Here is a 19,332-nt window from a genome sequence, read left to right on the forward strand (position 1 = left end):
TTATTTTCCAAGGTAACGTGGCTCAGACCAAGCAGCGCTTCACCAAGGTAACAAGGCACCATCATAAGCCCAAAATGCCCCGCTATCCTGCGGGGTTGCTTTGTCAATCAATCCCCATAAGTCTCGCGCGACACGCTCTGGGCTAAACAGCTTTCCTTCAGGTACATTCGCTTGAAAAGGTGCCGACAAAGCCGTATCTGTTGTGCCTGGGTGAAGAGCGAGTACAGTCCCGTGTTTGACCATTCTCCGCCATTCAATCGACATGGTTTTGAGGAACATATTTAACGCGGCTTTCGATGCACGATAGCTGTACCAACCGCCTAAGTGATTATCACTAATACTGCCAACTTTGGCCGAAATGGTCGCAAACTTGGGGTTGGTACTGCGTTTTAACTTGGGCGTGAAGTATTTCGCCAACAGTAAACTCGGCAAAGTATTAACCATGATGGTTTGCTGAAAAAAGTCTGCGTCGAGCGAGCTAAGATTTTTCTCAGGACCTTTATCTTGGGTGTGCAACATACCAACGCAGTTCACCAACCAATCAACATGTTCAATTTGTTCACTGAACGCTGTCACCTGCTCGTCCTGCGATACATCCACTTGATGCCAAGCTACATTTGGGTGTTGCCAGTCTGGTTGATGCTTACGATAAGTGGCATGCACGCGAGCTTGAGGAAAGCGAACTAGCGCTTGTTGAACCATCGCCAATCCAATGCCGCCATTTCCACCAACGATCAGTATGTCCATTACAAGCTCTCCAAGTTTTCCATATAGTGCTCAGCAGTATCTAATATCGCTTGGCGTTGCTGCTCTTCCATATTGTCCCAAGATCGGAAAATCATCCCAATACGTGGATTCGTTGCTAAGCGTTTGTCGTGTTTGTTCATAAAGCGCCAATATAAGCTGTTGAACGGACAAGAGCCTTCTCCACTCCTAGCCTTATTGTCGTAGTGGCAACCCTTACAGTAGTCGCTCATTTTGTTGATGTAAGAGCCACTCGCCGCATACGGTTTGGTGCCAACAATCCCACCATCTGCAAACAGCGCCATACCGCGCGTATTGGGCATTTCTACCCATTCAATCGCATCAACGTAGATACCGAGATACCATTCATCCACTTGGTCTGGGTCGATCTCAGTTAATAAACAAAAGTTACCGGTTACCATCAAGCGCTGAATGTGGTGCGCGTAAGCGTAATCAAGAGACTGGCCAATCGCGTTTCGCATACAGGACATTTTGGTTTCGCCGTTCCAGAAGAAGTCTGGCAGCTTTCTACTCGCTTCCAGTTCATTCTTTTTCGGGTAATGAGGCATATTCGCCCAATAAACGCCTCGGATGTACTCTCGCCACCCCAAGATCTGACGAATAAAACCTTCTACCTGAGAAATATCGATGTCGGCATTGGCATGAAATGCCTTAAGTGAAGCGTCAATCACCTCTCGTGGATTCAGCAACTTGCTGTTCAGCGAGAACGAAATCCGGCTGTGGTACAAGCTCCATTTAGCCTCGTGCTGACCTGTCATGGCGTCTTGAAAACGACCAAACAGTGGCAAACAGACCTGACAAAAATGCGCGAGTAAAGACAAGCTTTGAGAGCGACTTACTGGCCAGAGTAAATCACCATTTAATTTACCTATGGTTTGAATGTTGTGCCGACCTAAGCGCTCGGCAATATCACTGACGTCATGACTAAACATTAATGGCTTTGGCAGCTGTTCAATGTCTTTTGCTTTAAGTTTATTTCGGTTATTGGCGTCGTAGTTCCACTTTCCACCAATAGGCTTACCGTCTTGCATCAAAATGTTGAAACGCTTACGCATACGGCGATAAAAGTGCTCCATCATGATGTGTTTACCTTGGGGAAACTGCGATTCTATTTCCTCAAACGGTAACAAAAAGTGTTCCGAATCGACGCTGCGCATCACGACCCCATCAAGCTTTAGTTTGGCTAACTGCTCTAGTAAACGGTATTCGTCGGGGCGTTGATATTCAAACTTACTTGCACCAACTTCACTCACGTAGTGTTGTAAGACTTGCGCAAGATCCTCGAAAGATTGTGTGTCATCCAACGTGAGGTGTAAAACTTGATGCCCTTCTTCCTGCAGCTCGTTAGCAAAATTCACCATCGCAGAGAAAAAAGCACACACCTTTTGAATGTGATGCGTAACGTAAGTATTTTCTTGTTTTAACTCAGCGACAAGGTAAAGCACCGAGTCGTCTACACGTTGAAACCACGAATGCTCGCTATTAAGTTGGTCACCAAGAATGAGCCGAACCGTCTCGTAATGCATTGGTTATCTCCCGCTCTCTTTTTTTGGCGCAATCGGCCAATCCACCATATCGACACTATCAAGATGTACGCCTACGCATCTCCCCTGCCATTTGTCGATAAATGAGAAATCTGGATCATAAGTTTGTGTCTGCTTTTCTAGATTAAACTGACGTGAGCCACGTGGGTCAGCGCCAACACCAGCCAAATACTGCCAGTTGCCCCAATTAGAGCCGACATCGTAATCAATCAACTGAGTTTCAAAATAAGCAGCACCGTAGCGCCAGTCGAGTCCGAGTTCATGAACCAGACAGCTCGCGACCAGTTGGCGCCCTCGATTAGACATATAACCCGTTTTATTAAGCTGATGCATACATGCGTTAACTATTGGAAAAGGTGTCTCGCCTTTCTTCCACTGCTTAAAGCGTTGCGCATAAAAACTGGTCAGTGGTGGCTGGTTGGCGATACCGCCAAATCGAAACAACTTCTGTTGATACTTTCTCGCGTACCAATAAAAGTATTCCCGCCACAACAACTCGAAATAGATCCAATAGGTTGAATCATTTGCTCCGTTCTTCCGCTCATATTGTTTGAGCATGGCATAAATGATTGTAGGAGAGACGCAACCATGAGCTAACCAAGGTGAAAATTTGGTTGAATACTCCATCCCATCGAGCCCATTGCGCGTCTGTTTATATTCGCTCGCTAAACTTGAAGCAAAATAGCGTCGACAATGTTCAAGACCGCTCAGTTCTCCGCCATCAAATGCTGGTTTGGTGTCAAAGTAATATGTCGTGGCGGTAGGAAAATTCATACCTGAAGGTTCTGGCGGTAAAGCATGAACGCTCTCGTAAGGTTGAGAGAGGTCTAAACCTTCGACCTGCTTTCTAAATTTCGTGAAGGTCGCAGGCAGTTGCCTTAATTCAAATGGCAACTGTTCTTCGCACAACAAAGTGCGGATCGCTTGCTGTTTGATGTTCACATGGGGAGTGCCTTCAATTGCACGCTCTAGAGCCTGTTGCTCATCCGAACCAGCAAACGCATCAGCATAAATATGAGTGATACCGAAATGACTGATGGCATATTTGATCGCTTGATAGGGCGTCAGTTCAACCGTCCATAATCGTTGCCCCAATTTAGCTAAAGATTGATTAAGTTCATTAAGCGATGCCTCGAGAAACTGCAATTTCGCACGCCCTAAAGAGGTCTCCTGCGCAAAATGCTGCAAGTAAGGTGTCACCGAGGGGCGACAATATAAACAAATTAACTCATCCATTTCTGCACAAGCGTCTATCAACAGCGGGTTGTCATGCAAACGCAGGTCATTAGTGAACCAATACAGTCCTATTTTCTTATCCAAGTCGCACCCTCTTTTTGTAAACTCGTTTTTTGTAAACTCGGAGTCCCGCGTTCTTGTTGCAAATAGCCTAAGCGCTAAGTCTTTTATTCCACTCGTTGTTGTACGGGCAATAGAGCTTTACGATCATTAGGTTACTGACAATCTCACTAAACCAATTGGCTGGTCATCTTAGAGCCCTTAACACCAAAACATCGTTTGCACATGTTTCATACTAAGATTTTATAAAATTAAAATTTGGCGATATTGATAACGGTCTTAATCACTCATTTTTTATATAAACCATGCAAAAATGATAAAAATTAAAGCGATATTGGTTAATATCCGTTAATCTAAGTCCAATTCCATTTTGCTAGTACCATCGCAGAAATGACCGACGAGTTTAAAAAATCGACCGCTAATTTGAAAAAAGCGGTCCCACTAATGATCAAAAATCATGTTGCTGCCACGCCAGCCAACTATGCGCTTTGGTATACCTACGTTGACAAGACCATTCCTGAACTCAACTTTGAGTTGGATACGGTGTTAGAAAACTACGGTATCTGCCCGCCTGCAACCAATAAACAGCTTTATAACAACTATGTTGCCAGTAAAGCAGAAACTAGCCTTGAAGATCTTAGAACCAATGTAGAAGTTCTGCTGCATGAAGTGTCCAGCTCGATGAGCGATACACTTTCAGATACTTCTTCCTTTTCTGAAATGGTAGACAAAAGTTTTAATAAGCTAGAAAAAGTTGAAGACAACAGCTTAAGTATTGAAGAAGTGATGGTGGTGATTCGTCAACTTGTCGCAGAGTCACACGAAATTCGTCACTCGACAAAGTTTTTGAATAGCCAATTAACTAATGCGAGTGAAGAAATTTCTCGCCTCAAAAATCAGCTGGCTGAAGTACAGCAAGACGCATTGTTTGATGGTCTATCCAACCTTTACAACCGTCGAGCTTTTGATAAAGATCTGTCTTCGCTTATCGCATCAAATCAAGCAATGACCTTGATCATGCTTGATATCGACCATTTCAAGTCATTTAACGACAATTATGGCCACCTTTTCGGCGATACGGTACTAAAAGCCATTGCCCGTCGACTACAACAAAGCTGTCGAGATGGAATATGCGCGTATCGTTTTGGTGGTGAAGAGTTCGCTTTAATTGTGCCCAATAAATCTCTGCGAATTGCTCGCCAATATGCAGACACACTACGCCGCATGATAGAAAAACTGCGCATCAGAGATAAGCGTTCTGGTACACAAGTTCACAGCATTACTGCTTCTTTTGGGGTAGCAGAATATGAGGTGGGTGATACACCTGAAGCTCTGGTCAATAAAGCCGATAAGCAACTTTATGAGGCAAAACAACTCGGTCGTAACCGCGTGATGCCCATTTAAATCAATTTGTTATGTAAGCTTGGTTAATAGGACCGACTTTTTCGAAATAGAATAAAAAACCCGCACTATTGAGTGCGGGGTCTATTTATCTGGCGCTTCACATCTTAATCGACACTGTAGCAGTAGCTTAGAATATAGTCGTCACCGTTTTTCGCAGTGTATTCTTTATCTTCACTGCATGCCATCGGCTTACCTTTTTTGTCGCCTTTGATTAAGCTGATCCAGTGGCGCATCGCCGTCGGCGCATTACCCGTTAGTTCAGGATTAAACGTAGTGCGTGTTTCCAGTTGAATGTCATCAATATCCATCAACTCCACACAACCGGTGCCTTTATGACAGCCAAATAGCACTTCTACGTGGTTACCTGAATCGTCTTTAAACAAGATCGATTTTGGATCTTCTTTCTCACCCGTATACGCTACAAAGTGTTTTGGGCTTTTCAGGCCGCTGTGTGTGCCGTCTTTGAAGTAAGCCAATACATGGCGGTAATCAATTACGTAACTTGATACATCTTGGTGCGACCCGTTCTCCAATGGGAACATGCGGTCTAGTAGTTGCTTCGCTTTTACTTGCTTCTCGCTCTGCTGCTCAGCACTTACCGCTTCGACGGCAAATACAGCTTCAGCGATAAATGGGCGTTGTTGTTGTTGCATCTCTTTTTTATCGAAGTTCAGCATATTCATCGTCATATCCTCGCACTTAAAAAAACTCGTCCTAGAGTAAAAACTTAATTCCTTCGTTTAAGTTTCAGGCAATTCTGTGAAGTTGATGGTTAATTTCCTTGCCTGCTTATTATGTAGACTAGCGAAATATTGGCTACAATTTCACAACAAAAATTTTACAATGTGAATTTTACAAAATGTCTGTGTCAAAAAGCCTTATTCGTCAGTCCCATTTTCTAGGTACGAAAATTCGCAACCTAAGGAAAAACAACCATTTAACTATGGAGGATTTATCTGCACGCTGTGTAAGGATCAATCCTGAGTACGCACCGTCGGTATCTTATCTTTCGATGATAGAGCGCGGAAAACGCGTTCCGAGTATTGATATGCTCGAAGTAATCGCGGAAGTTTTTCAAAAAGATCCTGCGTGGTTTTTAGATGATGAACCGGAATTAGAGGCCATTACCCCCAACAAAGGGAATCGTGGCGGTATCAACGGTATGGCATTGGAGCCGAGCTTTTTGTTCTCCAATGATATTCTCCAAATCGCGATTCCAGAGATGTTGTCTCAAACGGGTATTACTGGACGTCAATTCGCCCACTTGTTGATCCGTGCGCACCAAGAGAACCATCAAAACCATTTTCCTGATTTAGAACGCGCAGCCGAAGAGGTCGGCTTGAAACGCCTGAATCTATCGGTAGAAGATCTGATAGATATTGCGAAAAGCATGGGGTTGGATATTCGCTGGGTAGACCGAGCACCACAGGATGTGATTGATGAACTGGGCGTCAGCGCCAAACAGTTGATTACGTCTTTTATGGAGCCACCTGGTACCATTTATCTCAATAAACGAATGCGTGACTACCCAACCCGATTGAAATATGACTTGGCGGTATACATCGGCCATCGCGTGCTCCATAGCAGTGATGCAATGAATAACGTTTTATCTATTGGGCATCAAAACAACTGGGAGCAAATGGACAGCCCAGTTTCCAACTCTGAGCTCAACTCGCAAGATATCCTACAAGCTTGGCGCGATTTTGAGTCCAGCTTTTTTGCTGGTGCCCTGCTTTGCCCCAAAGTACCATTTCGTCAGTTGCTTGACCGTTCCGGTTACGAAATTGATGTTCACAAAAAGGCCGGCGTTTCTCCTTCCGTTGCGATGCGTCGTATGACCGTCGTTTCTCCGTACCCTCATTGGCACTACTTTGATGCCTATGGTCCGGGCAAGTTGAAAGCGGTATATCGTGGAAATGGCATCCCGCTTCCTTGGGGCAATATGCGCAAAGTGAACGATCCTTGCCAACACTGGGCTGTATTTAGACGTCTAGCCCAACCTTTGGATACCAGTTCAGCGCAAATTTCGATTTTGAATGTGGGCGACGAGCCACGTATTTACTGTTGTGAATCAGTCAACGTATTTGACCCTGCGGGGAACAACCGAGTGTTATGCGCGGGGATAGATTTAAACCCTGCGATTTCTGCACAAGGTGGTGATGCGGTTTCTATTGCGGAAGAGCTGAAGTCACTTTGTGTCGCTTCCGGCGGAAGTAGTGTCATTCCTCCCCACATCAAAAAAGACTTAACAACCATTGCTAAGATATTAAACATCAATTGGATAGAACGAGGTATTCAAACCCAAGCTAGGCTAATCTGCTCAAGAGGGGCCGTTTGTCCAAGGCAGCCTAGTTGTTACAGTAAGTGCGGAGAAGCCGATGAGACAGGTGACAACGTGAATATTATTGGTCTCTAGAAAGAAAAAACGCCAATCACAATAATCGTGATTGGCGGTATATACTTGTGAACAATGTGTATTCACTAACAACGTCAGTTGGCTAGGTGACCCTCGGCTTAATAAGGGTCACTCTAGATAAAGCACGATGCGTGCCAACTTTAAAAAGGCCGTTTTTTAATAGATCCAGATGCATATCGTTGCTTTATTGACCATAAATTTCGCAAACTGCATTTGCAAAATGCAACAACATGCAAATATGCTACTTAATGCACTACTAATAATGACTCTCTCAGCAAAGAGTCTATTAACATGTAAAGTCATATATTCTTATACCCAAATGATGGTGAGATTTCGGATTCTTAACCTTACCACTGCTCCAAAGCCCTGATTGAAACTGGGCTCAGGTTCATCCGCCATGTTTTTGTTGATACATTCTCTCATCGGCTATTTTCATCATTTGCTCTGGAGATGACATGTCCGGATCAAATATCGCGTACCCAATGCTGGTTCTCAGGTAAATGAGCGCTTCATCGTAAATCACGGGCGTCGAACATAAAGCTAACCTGAGCTTTTGTAGCAGAGACTGAACATTTTCTTCCGTCCCAGGGTTATGAACGACAACTAAAAACTCATCACCTCCCATTCGAGCCACTATATCTGATTTACGCAGAGAGCTTCTCACTCTTTCAGCCGTAGCGACTAAGACCTTGTCGCCTGCGTCATGACCATAGGTATCGTTAATATGTTTAAACCTATCCAGATCTATATTGATTAAGGCGAAGCTGTAACGCTTTTTGTAACGTTTCGCTATTTCAAACTGCTGCTTGTAAAACTTCATAAAATAGCGACGGTTTGGTAAGTGCGTCAGTTCATCATGCAGTGCTCTATCATCCGCAATGGTGTACAAGCGATAAATCGCAATAAGCGCGAGGCTCAGTGCAAAAACAATGGGATAACCGATAAGCCTTGCTAAATAAAGCTGATGCCAAGGAATTTGACGGTCGAGTTTGTCTCCGGAGAAAACCACCATACTCCACCCACCATAAGGAAAATGAACCATTTCTTTCGCGTATGGCGTTTTGGTTTCACTCAGTGCGCCAAAGAAAACGTCACCAAAAGCACCGCCACTGTCGTAACCACGAATCATCAAAGGATAGCGATAAGAGAAATCGATCACGCCAGTTTCTCGCATCAGAGCATCAAAATTAATCACCGCACTGATCACACCCCAATAATCCTGGTTCAACGGTGGATCAAGAAAAACCGGAACCCGCACGATCAAACCTTTGCCGCCTTGAATCAAGTTGACAGGCCCTGCTATAAATATTTCTTGTATATCTTTAGCTTTTTGCACTTGTACCCACTGCTGTGGCACCGTTCGGTAATCGAGGCCGATTAAACGCTCATTACCTTGGCGGGGAAATATATGACTGATAACATCATTCTTCGCAATGCCAATGATCGTAATATGTTTGCTTTTGCTCAGGATGCGGTGAGCCGCAATGTTCAATTCGTCTTCTTGGTTTTTAGGCAGTAAAGTAATGAGTGTCGCCAAGGTACTGGCTTTATAGATATCCGCCATAAGTACCGCTTCCAAATTGGAACGGAGGGTGGAAAGTTGCTCTTTGGCCTCAACTTGAACTCGCTCTTGGTGAAGCTCTTGCTGATTTCGATGCAACAGCTCAATAACCCCAACGCATAAAGCGAAAAAACTGAGGAAGAACAATGCAAAATAGCATCGCTTTCTGGGTAAATAACGCATTTTCTCCCCACAACTCGTATATCGTTACGAGATTTTTATTTATTGTTAAAATTCTTATTATCACAAGAATAACCAATCCCAATCGGAAAGGTAACAGTGATTAAAATTTTTTATGTTTTAGGTATGAGATGATGCATCAACAAGGCGATTTATTTGGCGGTACTCAGTGGCAAGAAGTAGAAAGGGGTAAACTCTATTACGATCCTTACTTTCTTAGCCATCTAGAAGCGGATCACTACTTTGACCAACTTCTGGAAACACTGCCATGGCATCAAGAGCGCATTACCATGTTCGGCAAGTCAGTACTTCAACCTCGTTTACAAGCGTGGCACGGTGATGCAGCATATACTTACTCAGGCTTAACCATGCAGCCTCACCCTTGGACTCCTGAATTAACTCAGCTCAAAGTGCGCTGTGAGTCGATTGCGGATGTAGCCTTCAACTCTGTACTTGCCAACCTATATCGACACGGCCAAGATTCGATGGGCTGGCACCAAGACAATGAACCAGAGCTAGGTAGAAACCCGGTTATCGCCTCTTTGAATTTAGGTGAAACACGTCGATTTTTGCTCAGAAATTTACATTGTAAAACTGAGATTGAATATGAGCTTTCTCACGGCTCCTTACTGGTTATGGCTGGCGAGCTCCAACATCACTGGAAACACTGTGTACCAAAAACCGCGAAAACCAAAGGTGAACGTATCAATCTGACTTTTCGACAGATTTTTAACTATTGACTCAGCTTTTACATTCTTAATTAATATTGATGGTAGGTTTAGATTCAGGACTTCATAGGGAATGGATTTATGCGTATCAAACCTCTTAGCTTAGCGGTCTTACTCTCTTGCTCACTTACCTTTGCTGTTCAGGCATCACAGGAAGAGATACCGCTCCTAGATAATGCTCAATCAGCACAGTTGATTCGTAATACCTACGAGCAGGAACTGTTCACTTTACCTGCGTTTAAAGAGGGGCACTTTGGCTTACGCATGTACCGCCAGACATTAGATGAGAAATATCACGCTGCCGTTTGGACCGACATGGCACAAGTAGCTAGCCGATTAAACCGATTTGCTAATGAAGTCGTTGAACCTGAAGATATTATTCTTTATTCATCACAAAGATTGACCGCGTATCAAGAGAAAGAAAGTGAGCGAGGGCAACGACGCTATACCGTCACTAAACACCATCCTGAATATCTTTATCTTGGCGTGGATTTGCTTGGCGCAATGGCAAGAGCAAACGAATATGGTCTGAAACATAAGCAAGACAAAACGCTGAGAAAGATCCTGAGGCGCTACGATTTCTCGCGTTACGTTACGGACAAAGAAATGATAGAGGCGTGGGCAGCTCAGCTCGCAAACCAAGTCTACTGGCTTCGCCAGCTTGGTGAGCAAGATGTGGTCGAGGAATTTACTCAAACCTTTCGCAATACCTACCCCGACGATAAAGATAAGATGCTTTCAGCTCAGCAGTATTGGAACAAACTCTATGGTATGACGCACATCATCTTTGCCGACTCACAGTACTATCAAGAACGAGTAAGCGAAAAGAAACACCAATGGATTTATGATTACTTTCGCAACAACATCGACACAATCCTGCTAAGAGCCAAAGAAGACGTGATTGCAGAAGTCGGCATTTCGTTTTTATTAGCAGGCCTGGATCACGATCCGGTCGTCGAGAAAACCCGCCAAGCCATTCGTCACGCAATCAACGCTGAAAAAGGGATGATTCCATCGGTCGATGGGAGTTTTGATCTCAAGTACGGCGAGCACCGTAATGTCCTAGCCATCATGCTGCTCGATTGGAAAGGGGTACATAAAGCGCCAACTTATCAAGAGCACCCTGACGCTTTTAAATCAATACCCTACGGCTTAATACCTAAGCCTTAGAAATAATAAAACCCGCCATTTAGGCGGGTTTTTAGTGTGCATCTTCAATCTAAATTAGAGCGAGATGAAAATGCCCGCTAAACACGCACTCATCAGGTTAGCGAGTGTGCCAGCAGCAACCGCTTTTAGGCCTAAACTTGCTACATCTTTGCGGCGCTCAGGTGCCATCACGCCGATAGAACCCAGCTGAATCGCAATTGAGCCAATGTTTGCAAAGCCACACAACGCAAAAGTGATGATGACTTGAGTATGCTCAGACAGCGTCGCTTTGTGCTGTACAAAATCGATAAACGCGACAAATTCGTTCATCACAACTTTCTGACCAATGTATGAACCCGCAGCAAGGATTTCGTGGCTTGGCACACCAATCAACCACGCTAGAGGTGCAAACAAGTAACCAAAAATCGCTTGTAGCGTCACACCAGAGAAACCAAGTATGTCACCTAAGTTTTCTAGTCCCGTGTTCACCATCGCGATAACACTAACAAAAGCGATAAGCATGGTACCAACAGCAACGGCCACTTTCATACCGCCCATGGCACCGCTTGCTAGCGCATCAATAACGTTGCTTTCTTCTGATTTATCTAGCTCAATATCGTTGTAATCGCTTGGCGTTTGGCGTTCAGGAACGATAATTTTTGCCATCATCAAACTACCTGGAGCTGCCATAAAGCTTGCCGCAATCAAGTATTTTAGGTCAACACCTAAACCGGCATAACCACCAAGCACACTGCCCGCCACTGAAGCCATACCACCAGCCATCACAGCAAACAGTTCAGAGCGAGTCATGTTCGAAAGAAATGGACGAATAAGAAGTGGGGACTCGCCTTGAGATAAGAAAATGTTACCTGTTGCAACCAGAGACTCTGCTTTACTCGTACCCAAGAACTTCTGGATAGCGCCGCCAATAAATTGAATCACTTTTTGCATGATGCCCAAGTAGTAAAGGGCGGAGATAAGAGCACTGAAGAAGATGATGATAGGAAGGACACGAATAGCGAAGATAAAGCCAGAAGAAGCGAGGTCACCAAAGAGGAATTTAATCCCCTCATCAGCAAAGCTGAGTAGCCCCGCGACACCATTACTTAAACTCGCCAGCGCCGCCTGACCTAACGGAAAATAAAGCACTAAGGCAGCAAATCCCATTTGTAGCATCAAGGCGCGAGATACGGTTTTCCAATTAATGGAAGAACGGCCCTCAGAAAGTAAGAAGGCACAACCTAGCAGTGCAACAATACCAAATAGACTAAATAGAACACTCATGAGCTGGACCTACTGAACGTTGAAAAAGAAAAAAGAGCCAAAGGAATTGGCAGAAGAAAGGGACAACGCAGCGAGTGATAACTCGCCTTCAGATCCAGAATGTAGACAGAACGAATAGTTCGACATCTTATTTTTACCTTATACAAGCAATTGAACGTAGCTGGTCCGGTCCGTGGGGTCATTCACTGCTGGCGAGCGTATTGCTTGGCCTGCTCCATGTGACGGCTTGTATGGGTAAGGGTCCTGAACAACTAAACCCTAATTCCCGCTTAAACGGGACGCAAGTATAGCCAACAAAAAGAGATATTCATCACATTTATTTACGCAAACGTTCAAGCGTTCAAAATTTAGTCAAAAACGTTCTTTTGTCGTCATACTGTTAATAAAAGTAAGGGTATAAGGACAGACTTTGATGGTAAAAAACGCAAAAGTGACCAATAAATACGCAATCAAACTCGAAAGATCCAAAATTCGTCATTTTGCTCTCGCCAACAGATGGATTTTGGTTATACAATTCGCGGTGCTTCTTTTCGAGGCCTCTGAGTATTCAGAGCATCATGATGCCGAGATGGTGAAATTGGTAGACACGCTAGCATGAGGTGCTAGTGCCTTTGGTGTGAGGGTTCGAGTCCCTCTCTCGGCACCATTATCCTTCTTCCCTAATTTTGTTCGAGTGTAATGCAAAGTTCTAAGCAGGCAAGACAGTCTACAGATGCTAACCAACTTCTGAGTGAGCTTGCGGTTCACGCTTTATTGCACCTGCACTTTAAAATTCACGCGTCCTCACATGGTCTCTCCCTTAAAGAGCGTAACGACTTACTGCAGAAATGGCTGAAGCCAAAACTGAAGAGTAATCGCTATAAGCTGATTAAAAAGCCGTTAAAGTCTTTGACTCAACAGGCAAAAGGCGAGAACGGAAATCTGGAAGCGTTACTCGAACGTTGCGTAGGTGCAGATAAACCAAGTAACCCTCAACCTGATCTAGATAGCTACTTGCTGTTGATTAACGAGATTGAGAAGAAGTTGGGGACTACCGTATTATTATCTCGACCGGAAGACGTCGACTTATCTCACGACCAACACGGCTGTTTGCTGTGTGTGCTTTCTGAGAACTTAAATCAGCACTTCGATGATAATAACGCCCTAATCGCTCCTATTTCGATGCTGTTCCGTGGACCAATGAGTCAACGCTCACTTTTCCTTGGCAGCATTTACGCCAGTGGTACCTTCAATTATGAAGTGCAGTATCAAGACGACCAGTTCGTTCGTATTACGTTGGAGTTGGCGTAGCTGTAACGCTAAGAAACAAATCGAAAAAGGCCGCGAAACTCGCGGCCTTTTGCTTTTCTATATTCAAACCTTAATTAATCGATTTCTTTAAACCGAGCAGTAAAGTGGCGCAGCACTGGTGGTTCATACTCAAAAGTGAGCCCTTTTAACTCATGTGCACGATTTTTCAGTTCGATAATCGCATCCGCAATGTAATCCATATGATCGTTTGTGTAGACACGGCGTGGAATGGTCAAACGCATTAATTCTAACTCTGACGCTTTTTGTTTACCTGTTTCAGGGTCACGACCAAGCAATAGTGATCCTATCTCTACTGCTCGAATACCCGCCTCCAAGTACAAGGCATTACACAATACCTGCGCAGGGAACTGATCCGTTGGAATATGTGGCAAAATCTTAGCGGCATCCACAAACACTGCGTGACCACCCGTTGGGTATTGAATTGGAATACCGCCTTCACGTAAGCGCTCACCTAAGTATTGAACTTGGCTAATTCGGTAGTGAAGAAAATCTTCATCTGCCGCTTCATACAAACCGCGAGCGAGCGCTTCCATATCACGCCCAGCCATACCGCCGTATGTTACAAATCCTTCCATAGGTACGCAGCGCGTCTGCACCGCCTGGAACAACTCCTTATGGTCACGAATACAACACATACCACCAATGTTTACCATCGGGTCTTTCTTAGCCGACATGGTGAGCATGTCACCGTATTGGTACATCTCGCGAATGATTTCCAGAATCGATTTATCTTCGTACCCTTCTTCACGCTGCTTAATAAAGTAGGCGTTCTCACAGTAACGAGCCGAGTCAATCACCACTGGAATATCGTACTTGGTTGCAATCTCGTACACGCTGCGCATGTTTTCCATCGACACAGGCTGGCCACCGGAGCTATTACAAGTAATCGTGGTGATAATCGCACAAATGTTATGTGAACCGTGCGCTTCAATTGTTGCCACCAGCTTATCGATATCAAAGTTGCCCTTCCAATCATAAGGCGTAGTGGTGTCGAATGCTTCTTCCGTTACCACGTTAATCGCTTTACCGCCATTGAGTTCAATGTGACCCGCTGTGGTATCAAAATGGTAGTTCGAGATAAATACTGGCGTTTCACCACCACGCACCTGACGCATACGCTCAATCAAAGCTGGGAACAAAATTTGTTCGGCACCACGTCCTTGGTGCGCAGGCACGGTGAGCTTGTAACCAAAGAAGTGCTCTACTGCATCACACAGGTTGTAGTAATTTCGGCTACCCGCATAGGATTCATCTCCCATCATGATGCCAGCCCACTGATTATCACTCATGGCACCAGTGCCAGAGTCAGTCAGCAAATCGATATAAACATCATCACTACGAAGAAGAAATGGGTTATAACCCGCTTCTTTTAACGCGACTTCACGGTCTGCCAAAGTGGTCATTTTGATTGGCTCAACCATTTTGATACGGAAAGGTTCTGGAATACGTTTCATTGTTAATTTCCTTATACGCATTGCCCTACGCGCTATCACGTAAGACTAAAAAAACAAATAGATAAAATGCTTTTCAATGCGGTTGCATTGAGGAAATCAACGAGAAGAGATTTTACTAAGAAGAGACAAGCAGTAGTCTAGGTTGTACCAGAACGACAGCACCAAACGGCTATCGAGAATATCCTTTATTCTCATCGTCTTCGTCCTCCTGATAAAAATAAAAAGCCAGAAACCCCATGTTTCTGACCTTTTCAATATAGTGCAGTTTTCAATCAACTTTCAGTGAAGTCACCCTCATTTTAAGAAGGTCTCGCCCTTTTCATTCTGCGTTTGATATTACTTTCTTTGACTAAATAATCGAAAAGTGGCGCGAATAAGTTAGCAAATAGAATCGCTAACATGATGCCTTCTGGATAAGCTGGGTTCAGCACTCGGATAAAAATCGTCATCACACCGATTAATAGTCCGTATGCCCATTTACCGCCATTGGTAAAAGCCGCCGAGACAGGATCTGTCGCCATAAAGAAGGTACCAAACGCGACCCCACCAATCACGAAGTGCCAGTAAAACGGCATGGAGAACATTGGGTTAGAGTCCGAACCGATCGCATTCAATAATAATGAAGCCGCCACTAAACCAACCAACACGCCTGCAACGATTCGCCACGACGCTATCTTCATAAAGATAAGAATAAAGCCTGTTAATGCAATCAACAGCGTGGAGACTTCACCCATCGAGCCTGGCAAATTACCAACAAGAGCATCTCCCCATGAAATTGGCTGTCCCGTCATACTATTTATCAAGGCACTTTGTCCACCTTCATACCATTGGCTCAGCGGTGTAGCGCCAGAGTAACCATCTGCCGCAACCCAAACAGCCCCGCCAGACATGTTAGCGGGATAAGCGAAGTACAAGAAGGCTCGCCCTGCTAGTGCCGGGTTTAAGAAGTTTCGCCCCGTACCACCGAAAATCTCCTTCGCCACAACAATACCGAAAGTGATACCTAAAGCCGCTTGCCACAGTGGAATTGTCGGAGGAAGGATCAGCGCGAATAGTATAGAGCTGACAAAAAAGCCTTCGTTCACCTCATGCTTTCGCACAATAGCAAACAGAACTTCCCAGAAACCACCAACGATAAACACCGTCGCATAAACCGGAATAAAGTAAGTGGCGCCAAGCCACATTTTACTTGCCCACCCCGCCTGTGAAACCGCATCTAACGAGCCCCATACCCAACTCAGTTGCCACGAAGAGGCCAGCGCTTGCTGAGCTGAGGCTTGATCCATTCCATACAACAAAGCATCGCTGGACTGCTGACCTATGTTGTACATACCCCAGAACATGGCAGGGAAGACCGCCAGCCACACCATGATCATAATACGTTTTAAATCGATGCTATCTCGAACGTGAGTCATGCCCTGGTTAACCTTACCAGGCGTGTAAAAAATGGTTTCGACAGCTTCGAACAATGGATAGAACTTGTGATACTTCCCACCTGGGCCAAACTTAGGTGTCGCTTTCTCAAAGTAGTGTTTAAGGCTCATAACAACTCCTCCTTTATCTAAAAGATGGTACGCACTGCCGTAAAAAGCGATCGTTTTTTAATCTCTTAGCCTTCCTTCTTCGTATTCCATTTTGTTCGTCGCTCTTCCCTCATCTCTTCTAATTCGGCGAACTGTTAATTCGAAACTTAAAAGGGAATGCCCATGGATACACTCGCCATCGATTTAGCCAGATTCCAATTTGCCTTTACTGTCTCTTTCCACATCATTTTTCCAGCGTTTACGATTGGTTTGGCAAGTTACCTCGCCGTGTTAGAGGGCTTGTACTTAAAAACGGGCAACAAACAGTACATGCAGATATATAAATACTGGCTCAAAATCTTTGCCATCAGTTTTGGTATGGGTGTGGTAAGTGGCATCGTGTTGAGCTATCAATTCGGGACCAACTGGAGCGTATTTGCCGACAAAACAGGCCCAGTCTTAGGCCCGTTAATGGGATATGAAGTTTTCACTGCGTTTTTCCTCGAAGCGGGGTTTTTAGGCGTGATGCTCTTCGGTATGGATAAGGTAGGCAAGAAGCTTCACTTCACAGCGACTTGTATTGTTGCATTCGGGACGTTTTTGTCTGCGTTTTGGATACTTTCGGTTAATAGTTGGATGCAAACACCAGCGGGCTATAGTATCAACGAAGCCGGACAGTTTATCCCAAAAGACTGGTGGGCGATTGTCTTCAACCCTTCTTTCCCTTACCGGCTCGTTCATATGTTGCTCGCCGCTTACCTTACTACTGCTTTTGTTGTAGCCGGCGTTGCCGCTTATCACTTGCTAAAAGCAAACCATAACCCTCTAGCCAGAATTATGTTCTCGATGGCAATGTGGATGGCTGCCATCGTGACACCAATTCAAATCGTTGCTGGAGACATGCATGGATTAAACACCCTTGAACATCAACCCGCCAAAGTCGCCGCGATGGAAGGGCACTATGAGTCTCACCAAGGCGCGCCATTGATCCTCTTCGGTATCCCTAACGATGAAGAAAAACGTATGGAATACGCACTAGAAATCCCCAAACTCGGTAGTTTGATTTTAACTCATGACCTCAACGGTGAAGTGAAGGGATTAGATGCTTTTCCAGAGGAGGAACCCCCTCCTGTCTCTATCGTTTTCTGGTCTTTCCGAGTAATGGTCGCGCTTGGTTTTGGCATGCTTGTTATTGGTTTGTGGAGCCTATGGCTAAGAAAACGTCGCAAACTTTTTGATTCAAGGGCACTTCAACGTATTTGTGTCCTGTTTGCCCCAGCGGGGTTCATTGCAGTTTTAGCAGGCTGGATAACCACCGAAGTCGGTCGCCAGCCTTACACCGTATACGGTCTTTTAACCACAGCCAATTCGGCATCGCCTATTGATGCCGCCGCGGTGAGCGTCTCCCTGACGGCGTTCATCGTGGTTTACTTTGTGGTTTTTGGAGCAGGCTTCTTCTACCTACTGCGTTTGATGCGCAAATCTCCAACTCGTTATGAAGAAGGCTTAGACAGCCGACTTCCTGATGGCACGAAAACCGATGCCATCGCACACTCTAACCATCTAACCTAGGAGGCTAGCTCATGGATTACGCATTAATTTGGTACGCTTTGATTGGGCTAGCCGTTCTGATTTATGTCGTGTTAGATGGCTTTGATCTCGGTATTGGTATCCTCTTCCTCAGCGCGAATGACGATGAAGAGCGCGACATGATGATGAACAGCATCGCTCCTGTTTGGGATGGGAATGAAACTTGGCTAGTTCTTGGCGGTGGTGGGCTCTTTGCCGTGTTCCCCCTCGCCTACGCGGTCATTATGCCAGCACTCTATGCTCCCCTGATTTTAATGCTGCTCGGGTTAATTCTGCGCGGGGTTTCTTTTGAGTATCGCTTCCGAACACAACGCGGAAAGTTTTTATGGGATAGCGCTTTTTTCATTGGTTCACTCACCGCGGCATTGATGCAAGGCATTATGCTCGGAACCCTGCTCCAAGGTATAGAGGTTAGTGAACGAGCATACGCAGGTGGATGGTTTGATTGGCTTTCGCCATTTAGCGTATTTTGTGGCCTGGCGCTTGTTTGTGCTTATATTCTGCTCGGTTCATGCTGGTTATTAATCAAACTTCCAGAAGAGCTGATGGGGCGCTATTACGTGGTCGCGCGACGATGGGGACTAGCGATGGTAGCCTGTATATTCATCGCCAGTTTGTGGTTGCCATTGAGCCAACATATCGTCTTTGAACGTTGGTTCTCATTACCAAACTCGCTGCTGTTTTTCATCTTACCAATTATTGCAGCGGCACTCATTTGGCAGCTATTCAAAGCCTTACTCGACCACAAAGCTGTTCGTGCCTATGTACTTGCCATCGGCCTGTTTCTTGTGTCCGCGATGGGTTTCGGTGTCAGTACATTTCCTTACTTGGTTCCCTTCGCACTCACTTATCAAGACGTCGCCGCGCCAGATAAAAGTTTGGCATTTTTACTTGCCGGTGCGGTGGTATTACTTCCTCTGATCATAGCCTACACGGCTTATTCGTATTGGGTTTTCCGCGGTAAGATGAAACGTGGAGAGGGATATCACTAATGAAACTAAAACCCATTTTGTGGTTCATTGGCATTTGGCTGGCAAGCGTGGTCGCCTTGTTTATCGTCAGTTCGCTGATACGAGCTGCGATATTGTAGGCCAAGAGTCTACTGCACCACATCTGAAGTCATTGAG

At 45.0% G+C, this 19,332-nt stretch carries 16 protein-coding genes and 1 tRNA gene; 9 read left to right on the forward strand and 8 right to left on the reverse strand.

What is annotated here, in order from left to right:
* Positions 1-39: 39 nt before the first annotated feature.
* The 3 genes from J8Z23_RS20365 to J8Z23_RS20375 are packed head-to-tail and all read right to left on the reverse strand — an operon-like array spanning position 40 to position 3,629.
* Positions 40-747 carry an SDR family oxidoreductase gene (locus J8Z23_RS20365; protein ID WP_048624688.1) on the reverse strand — a complete coding sequence of 236 codons (708 nt, stop codon included), beginning with the start codon at positions 745-747 and terminating at the stop codon, positions 40-42.
* A complete protein-coding gene (locus J8Z23_RS20370; RefSeq protein WP_434635306.1) occupies positions 747-2,291 on the reverse strand; it encodes a cryptochrome/photolyase family protein in 1,545 nt (514 codons plus the stop codon). The genes J8Z23_RS20365 and J8Z23_RS20370 overlap by 1 nt, the downstream gene beginning before the upstream one ends.
* 3 nt (positions 2,292-2,294) lie before the next feature.
* Positions 2,295-3,629, reverse strand: coding sequence for a DASH family cryptochrome (locus tag J8Z23_RS20375; RefSeq protein WP_434635307.1), 1,335 nt, complete (start codon positions 3,627-3,629; stop codon positions 2,295-2,297).
* A 366-nt stretch (positions 3,630-3,995) separates the two neighbouring features.
* Here J8Z23_RS20375 and J8Z23_RS20380 point away from each other — a divergent pair, with 366 nt between their 5' ends.
* Positions 3,996-5,009, forward strand: a complete 1,014-nt coding sequence (locus J8Z23_RS20380; protein WP_005393654.1) for a GGDEF domain-containing protein — start codon at positions 3,996-3,998, stop codon at positions 5,007-5,009.
* 104 nt (positions 5,010-5,113) lie between these two features.
* Here J8Z23_RS20380 and J8Z23_RS20385 read toward each other — a convergent pair whose 3' ends face one another.
* Positions 5,114-5,692 carry a malate synthase gene (locus tag J8Z23_RS20385; RefSeq protein WP_005393653.1) on the reverse strand — a complete coding sequence of 193 codons (579 nt, stop codon included), beginning with the start codon at positions 5,690-5,692 and terminating at the stop codon, positions 5,114-5,116.
* A 176-nt stretch (positions 5,693-5,868) separates the two neighbouring features.
* Between J8Z23_RS20385 and J8Z23_RS20390 the strand changes: the two genes are divergently transcribed.
* A complete protein-coding gene (locus tag J8Z23_RS20390; protein ID WP_104973366.1) occupies positions 5,869-7,425 on the forward strand; it encodes a DUF3612 domain-containing protein in 1,557 nt (518 codons plus the stop codon).
* Between the two features lie 388 nt (positions 7,426-7,813).
* Here J8Z23_RS20390 and J8Z23_RS20395 read toward each other — a convergent pair whose 3' ends face one another.
* Entirely contained in the window at positions 7,814-9,169 is a 1,356-nt protein-coding gene (locus J8Z23_RS20395) for a diguanylate cyclase (RefSeq protein WP_256898395.1), read from the reverse strand.
* Between the two features lie 131 nt (positions 9,170-9,300).
* Here J8Z23_RS20395 and J8Z23_RS20400 point away from each other — a divergent pair, with 131 nt between their 5' ends.
* Together J8Z23_RS20400 and J8Z23_RS20405 are read left to right on the forward strand one after the other, a co-directional pair.
* The gene (locus tag J8Z23_RS20400) at positions 9,301-9,906 is read left to right on the forward strand and encodes an alpha-ketoglutarate-dependent dioxygenase AlkB family protein (protein WP_048624683.1); all 606 of its coding nucleotides are present in this window, start codon (positions 9,301-9,303) and stop codon (positions 9,904-9,906) included.
* Between the two features lie 69 nt (positions 9,907-9,975).
* Positions 9,976-11,064, forward strand: coding sequence for a DUF3541 domain-containing protein (locus tag J8Z23_RS20405; RefSeq protein ID WP_193448184.1), 1,089 nt, complete (start codon positions 9,976-9,978; stop codon positions 11,062-11,064).
* Positions 11,065-11,118: 54 nt separating this feature from the next.
* Here J8Z23_RS20405 and J8Z23_RS20410 read toward each other — a convergent pair whose 3' ends face one another.
* Complete coding sequence (locus tag J8Z23_RS20410; protein WP_005393641.1) at positions 11,119-12,327, reverse strand: NupC/NupG family nucleoside CNT transporter; 1,209 nt, start codon at positions 12,325-12,327, stop codon at positions 11,119-11,121.
* Positions 12,328-12,889: 562 nt separating this feature from the next.
* Between J8Z23_RS20410 and J8Z23_RS20415 the strand changes: the two genes are divergently transcribed.
* Positions 12,890-12,973 (forward strand) — tRNA-Leu (locus J8Z23_RS20415).
* Between the two features lie 32 nt (positions 12,974-13,005).
* Positions 13,006-13,617, forward strand: a complete 612-nt coding sequence (locus J8Z23_RS20420) for a DUF2913 family protein (protein WP_005374167.1) — start codon at positions 13,006-13,008, stop codon at positions 13,615-13,617.
* A 74-nt stretch (positions 13,618-13,691) separates the two neighbouring features.
* Here J8Z23_RS20420 and J8Z23_RS20425 read toward each other — a convergent pair whose 3' ends face one another.
* Positions 13,692-15,092 (reverse strand): tryptophanase, encoded by a 1,401-nt coding sequence (locus J8Z23_RS20425; RefSeq protein WP_005393637.1) that lies wholly within the window; start codon positions 15,090-15,092, stop codon positions 13,692-13,694.
* A gap of 299 nt (positions 15,093-15,391) precedes the next feature.
* Positions 15,392-16,636 carry an NADH:ubiquinone reductase (Na(+)-transporting) subunit B gene (locus J8Z23_RS20430; RefSeq protein WP_047007977.1) on the reverse strand — a complete coding sequence of 415 codons (1,245 nt, stop codon included), beginning with the start codon at positions 16,634-16,636 and terminating at the stop codon, positions 15,392-15,394.
* A 162-nt stretch (positions 16,637-16,798) separates the two neighbouring features.
* On the opposite strand from J8Z23_RS20430, the gene J8Z23_RS20435 reads away from it, so the two are divergent.
* Genes J8Z23_RS20435 through J8Z23_RS20445 form a run of 3 tightly spaced genes read left to right on the forward strand, consistent with a single transcriptional unit; the run spans position 16,799 to position 19,295 of the window.
* Positions 16,799-18,187, forward strand: a complete 1,389-nt coding sequence (locus J8Z23_RS20435) for a cytochrome ubiquinol oxidase subunit I (RefSeq protein WP_301659930.1) — start codon at positions 16,799-16,801, stop codon at positions 18,185-18,187.
* 11 nt (positions 18,188-18,198) lie between these two features.
* The gene (cydB, locus tag J8Z23_RS20440; RefSeq protein ID WP_005393631.1) at positions 18,199-19,197 is read left to right on the forward strand and encodes a cytochrome d ubiquinol oxidase subunit II; all 999 of its coding nucleotides are present in this window, start codon (positions 18,199-18,201) and stop codon (positions 19,195-19,197) included.
* Entirely contained in the window at positions 19,197-19,295 is a 99-nt protein-coding gene (locus tag J8Z23_RS20445; RefSeq protein WP_080955913.1) for a DUF2474 family protein, read from the forward strand. Before cydB ends, J8Z23_RS20445 begins: the two co-directional genes overlap by 1 nt.
* Positions 19,296-19,332: the final 37 nt, after the last annotated feature.

Origin of the sequence: Vibrio sp. SCSIO 43086 (assembly GCF_051132235.1) — a bacterium.
Lineage (GTDB): Bacteria > Pseudomonadota > Gammaproteobacteria > Enterobacterales > Vibrionaceae > Vibrio > Vibrio diabolicus.

What these genes read in the sequence shown, in the direction of transcription:
- J8Z23_RS20365 (WP_048624688.1), bottom strand. Translation starts at nt 747, where the DNA reads ATGGACATACTGATCGTTGGTGGAAATGGCGGCATTGGATTGGCGATG.
- J8Z23_RS20370 (WP_434635306.1), bottom strand. Translation starts at nt 2,291, where the DNA reads ATGCATTACGAGACGGTTCGGCTCATTCTTGGTGACCAACTTAATAGC.
- J8Z23_RS20380 (WP_005393654.1), top strand. Translation starts at nt 3,996, where the DNA reads ATGACCGACGAGTTTAAAAAATCGACCGCTAATTTGAAAAAAGCGGTC.
- J8Z23_RS20385 (WP_005393653.1), bottom strand. Translation starts at nt 5,692, where the DNA reads ATGAATATGCTGAACTTCGATAAAAAAGAGATGCAACAACAACAACGC.
- J8Z23_RS20390 (WP_104973366.1), top strand. Translation starts at nt 5,869, where the DNA reads ATGTCTGTGTCAAAAAGCCTTATTCGTCAGTCCCATTTTCTAGGTACG.
- J8Z23_RS20395 (WP_256898395.1), bottom strand. Translation starts at nt 9,169, where the DNA reads ATGCGTTATTTACCCAGAAAGCGATGCTATTTTGCATTGTTCTTCCTC.
- J8Z23_RS20400 (WP_048624683.1), top strand. Translation starts at nt 9,301, where the DNA reads ATGCATCAACAAGGCGATTTATTTGGCGGTACTCAGTGGCAAGAAGTA.
- J8Z23_RS20405 (WP_193448184.1), top strand. Translation starts at nt 9,976, where the DNA reads ATGCGTATCAAACCTCTTAGCTTAGCGGTCTTACTCTCTTGCTCACTT.
- J8Z23_RS20410 (WP_005393641.1), bottom strand. Translation starts at nt 12,327, where the DNA reads ATGAGTGTTCTATTTAGTCTATTTGGTATTGTTGCACTGCTAGGTTGT.
- J8Z23_RS20420 (WP_005374167.1), top strand. Translation starts at nt 13,006, where the DNA reads ATGCAAAGTTCTAAGCAGGCAAGACAGTCTACAGATGCTAACCAACTT.
- J8Z23_RS20425 (WP_005393637.1), bottom strand. Translation starts at nt 15,092, where the DNA reads ATGAAACGTATTCCAGAACCTTTCCGTATCAAAATGGTTGAGCCAATC.
- J8Z23_RS20430 (WP_047007977.1), bottom strand. Translation starts at nt 16,636, where the DNA reads ATGAGCCTTAAACACTACTTTGAGAAAGCGACACCTAAGTTTGGCCCA.
- J8Z23_RS20435 (WP_301659930.1), top strand. Translation starts at nt 16,799, where the DNA reads ATGGATACACTCGCCATCGATTTAGCCAGATTCCAATTTGCCTTTACT.
- cydB (WP_005393631.1), top strand. Translation starts at nt 18,199, where the DNA reads ATGGATTACGCATTAATTTGGTACGCTTTGATTGGGCTAGCCGTTCTG.
- J8Z23_RS20445 (WP_080955913.1), top strand. Translation starts at nt 19,197, where the DNA reads ATGAAACTAAAACCCATTTTGTGGTTCATTGGCATTTGGCTGGCAAGC.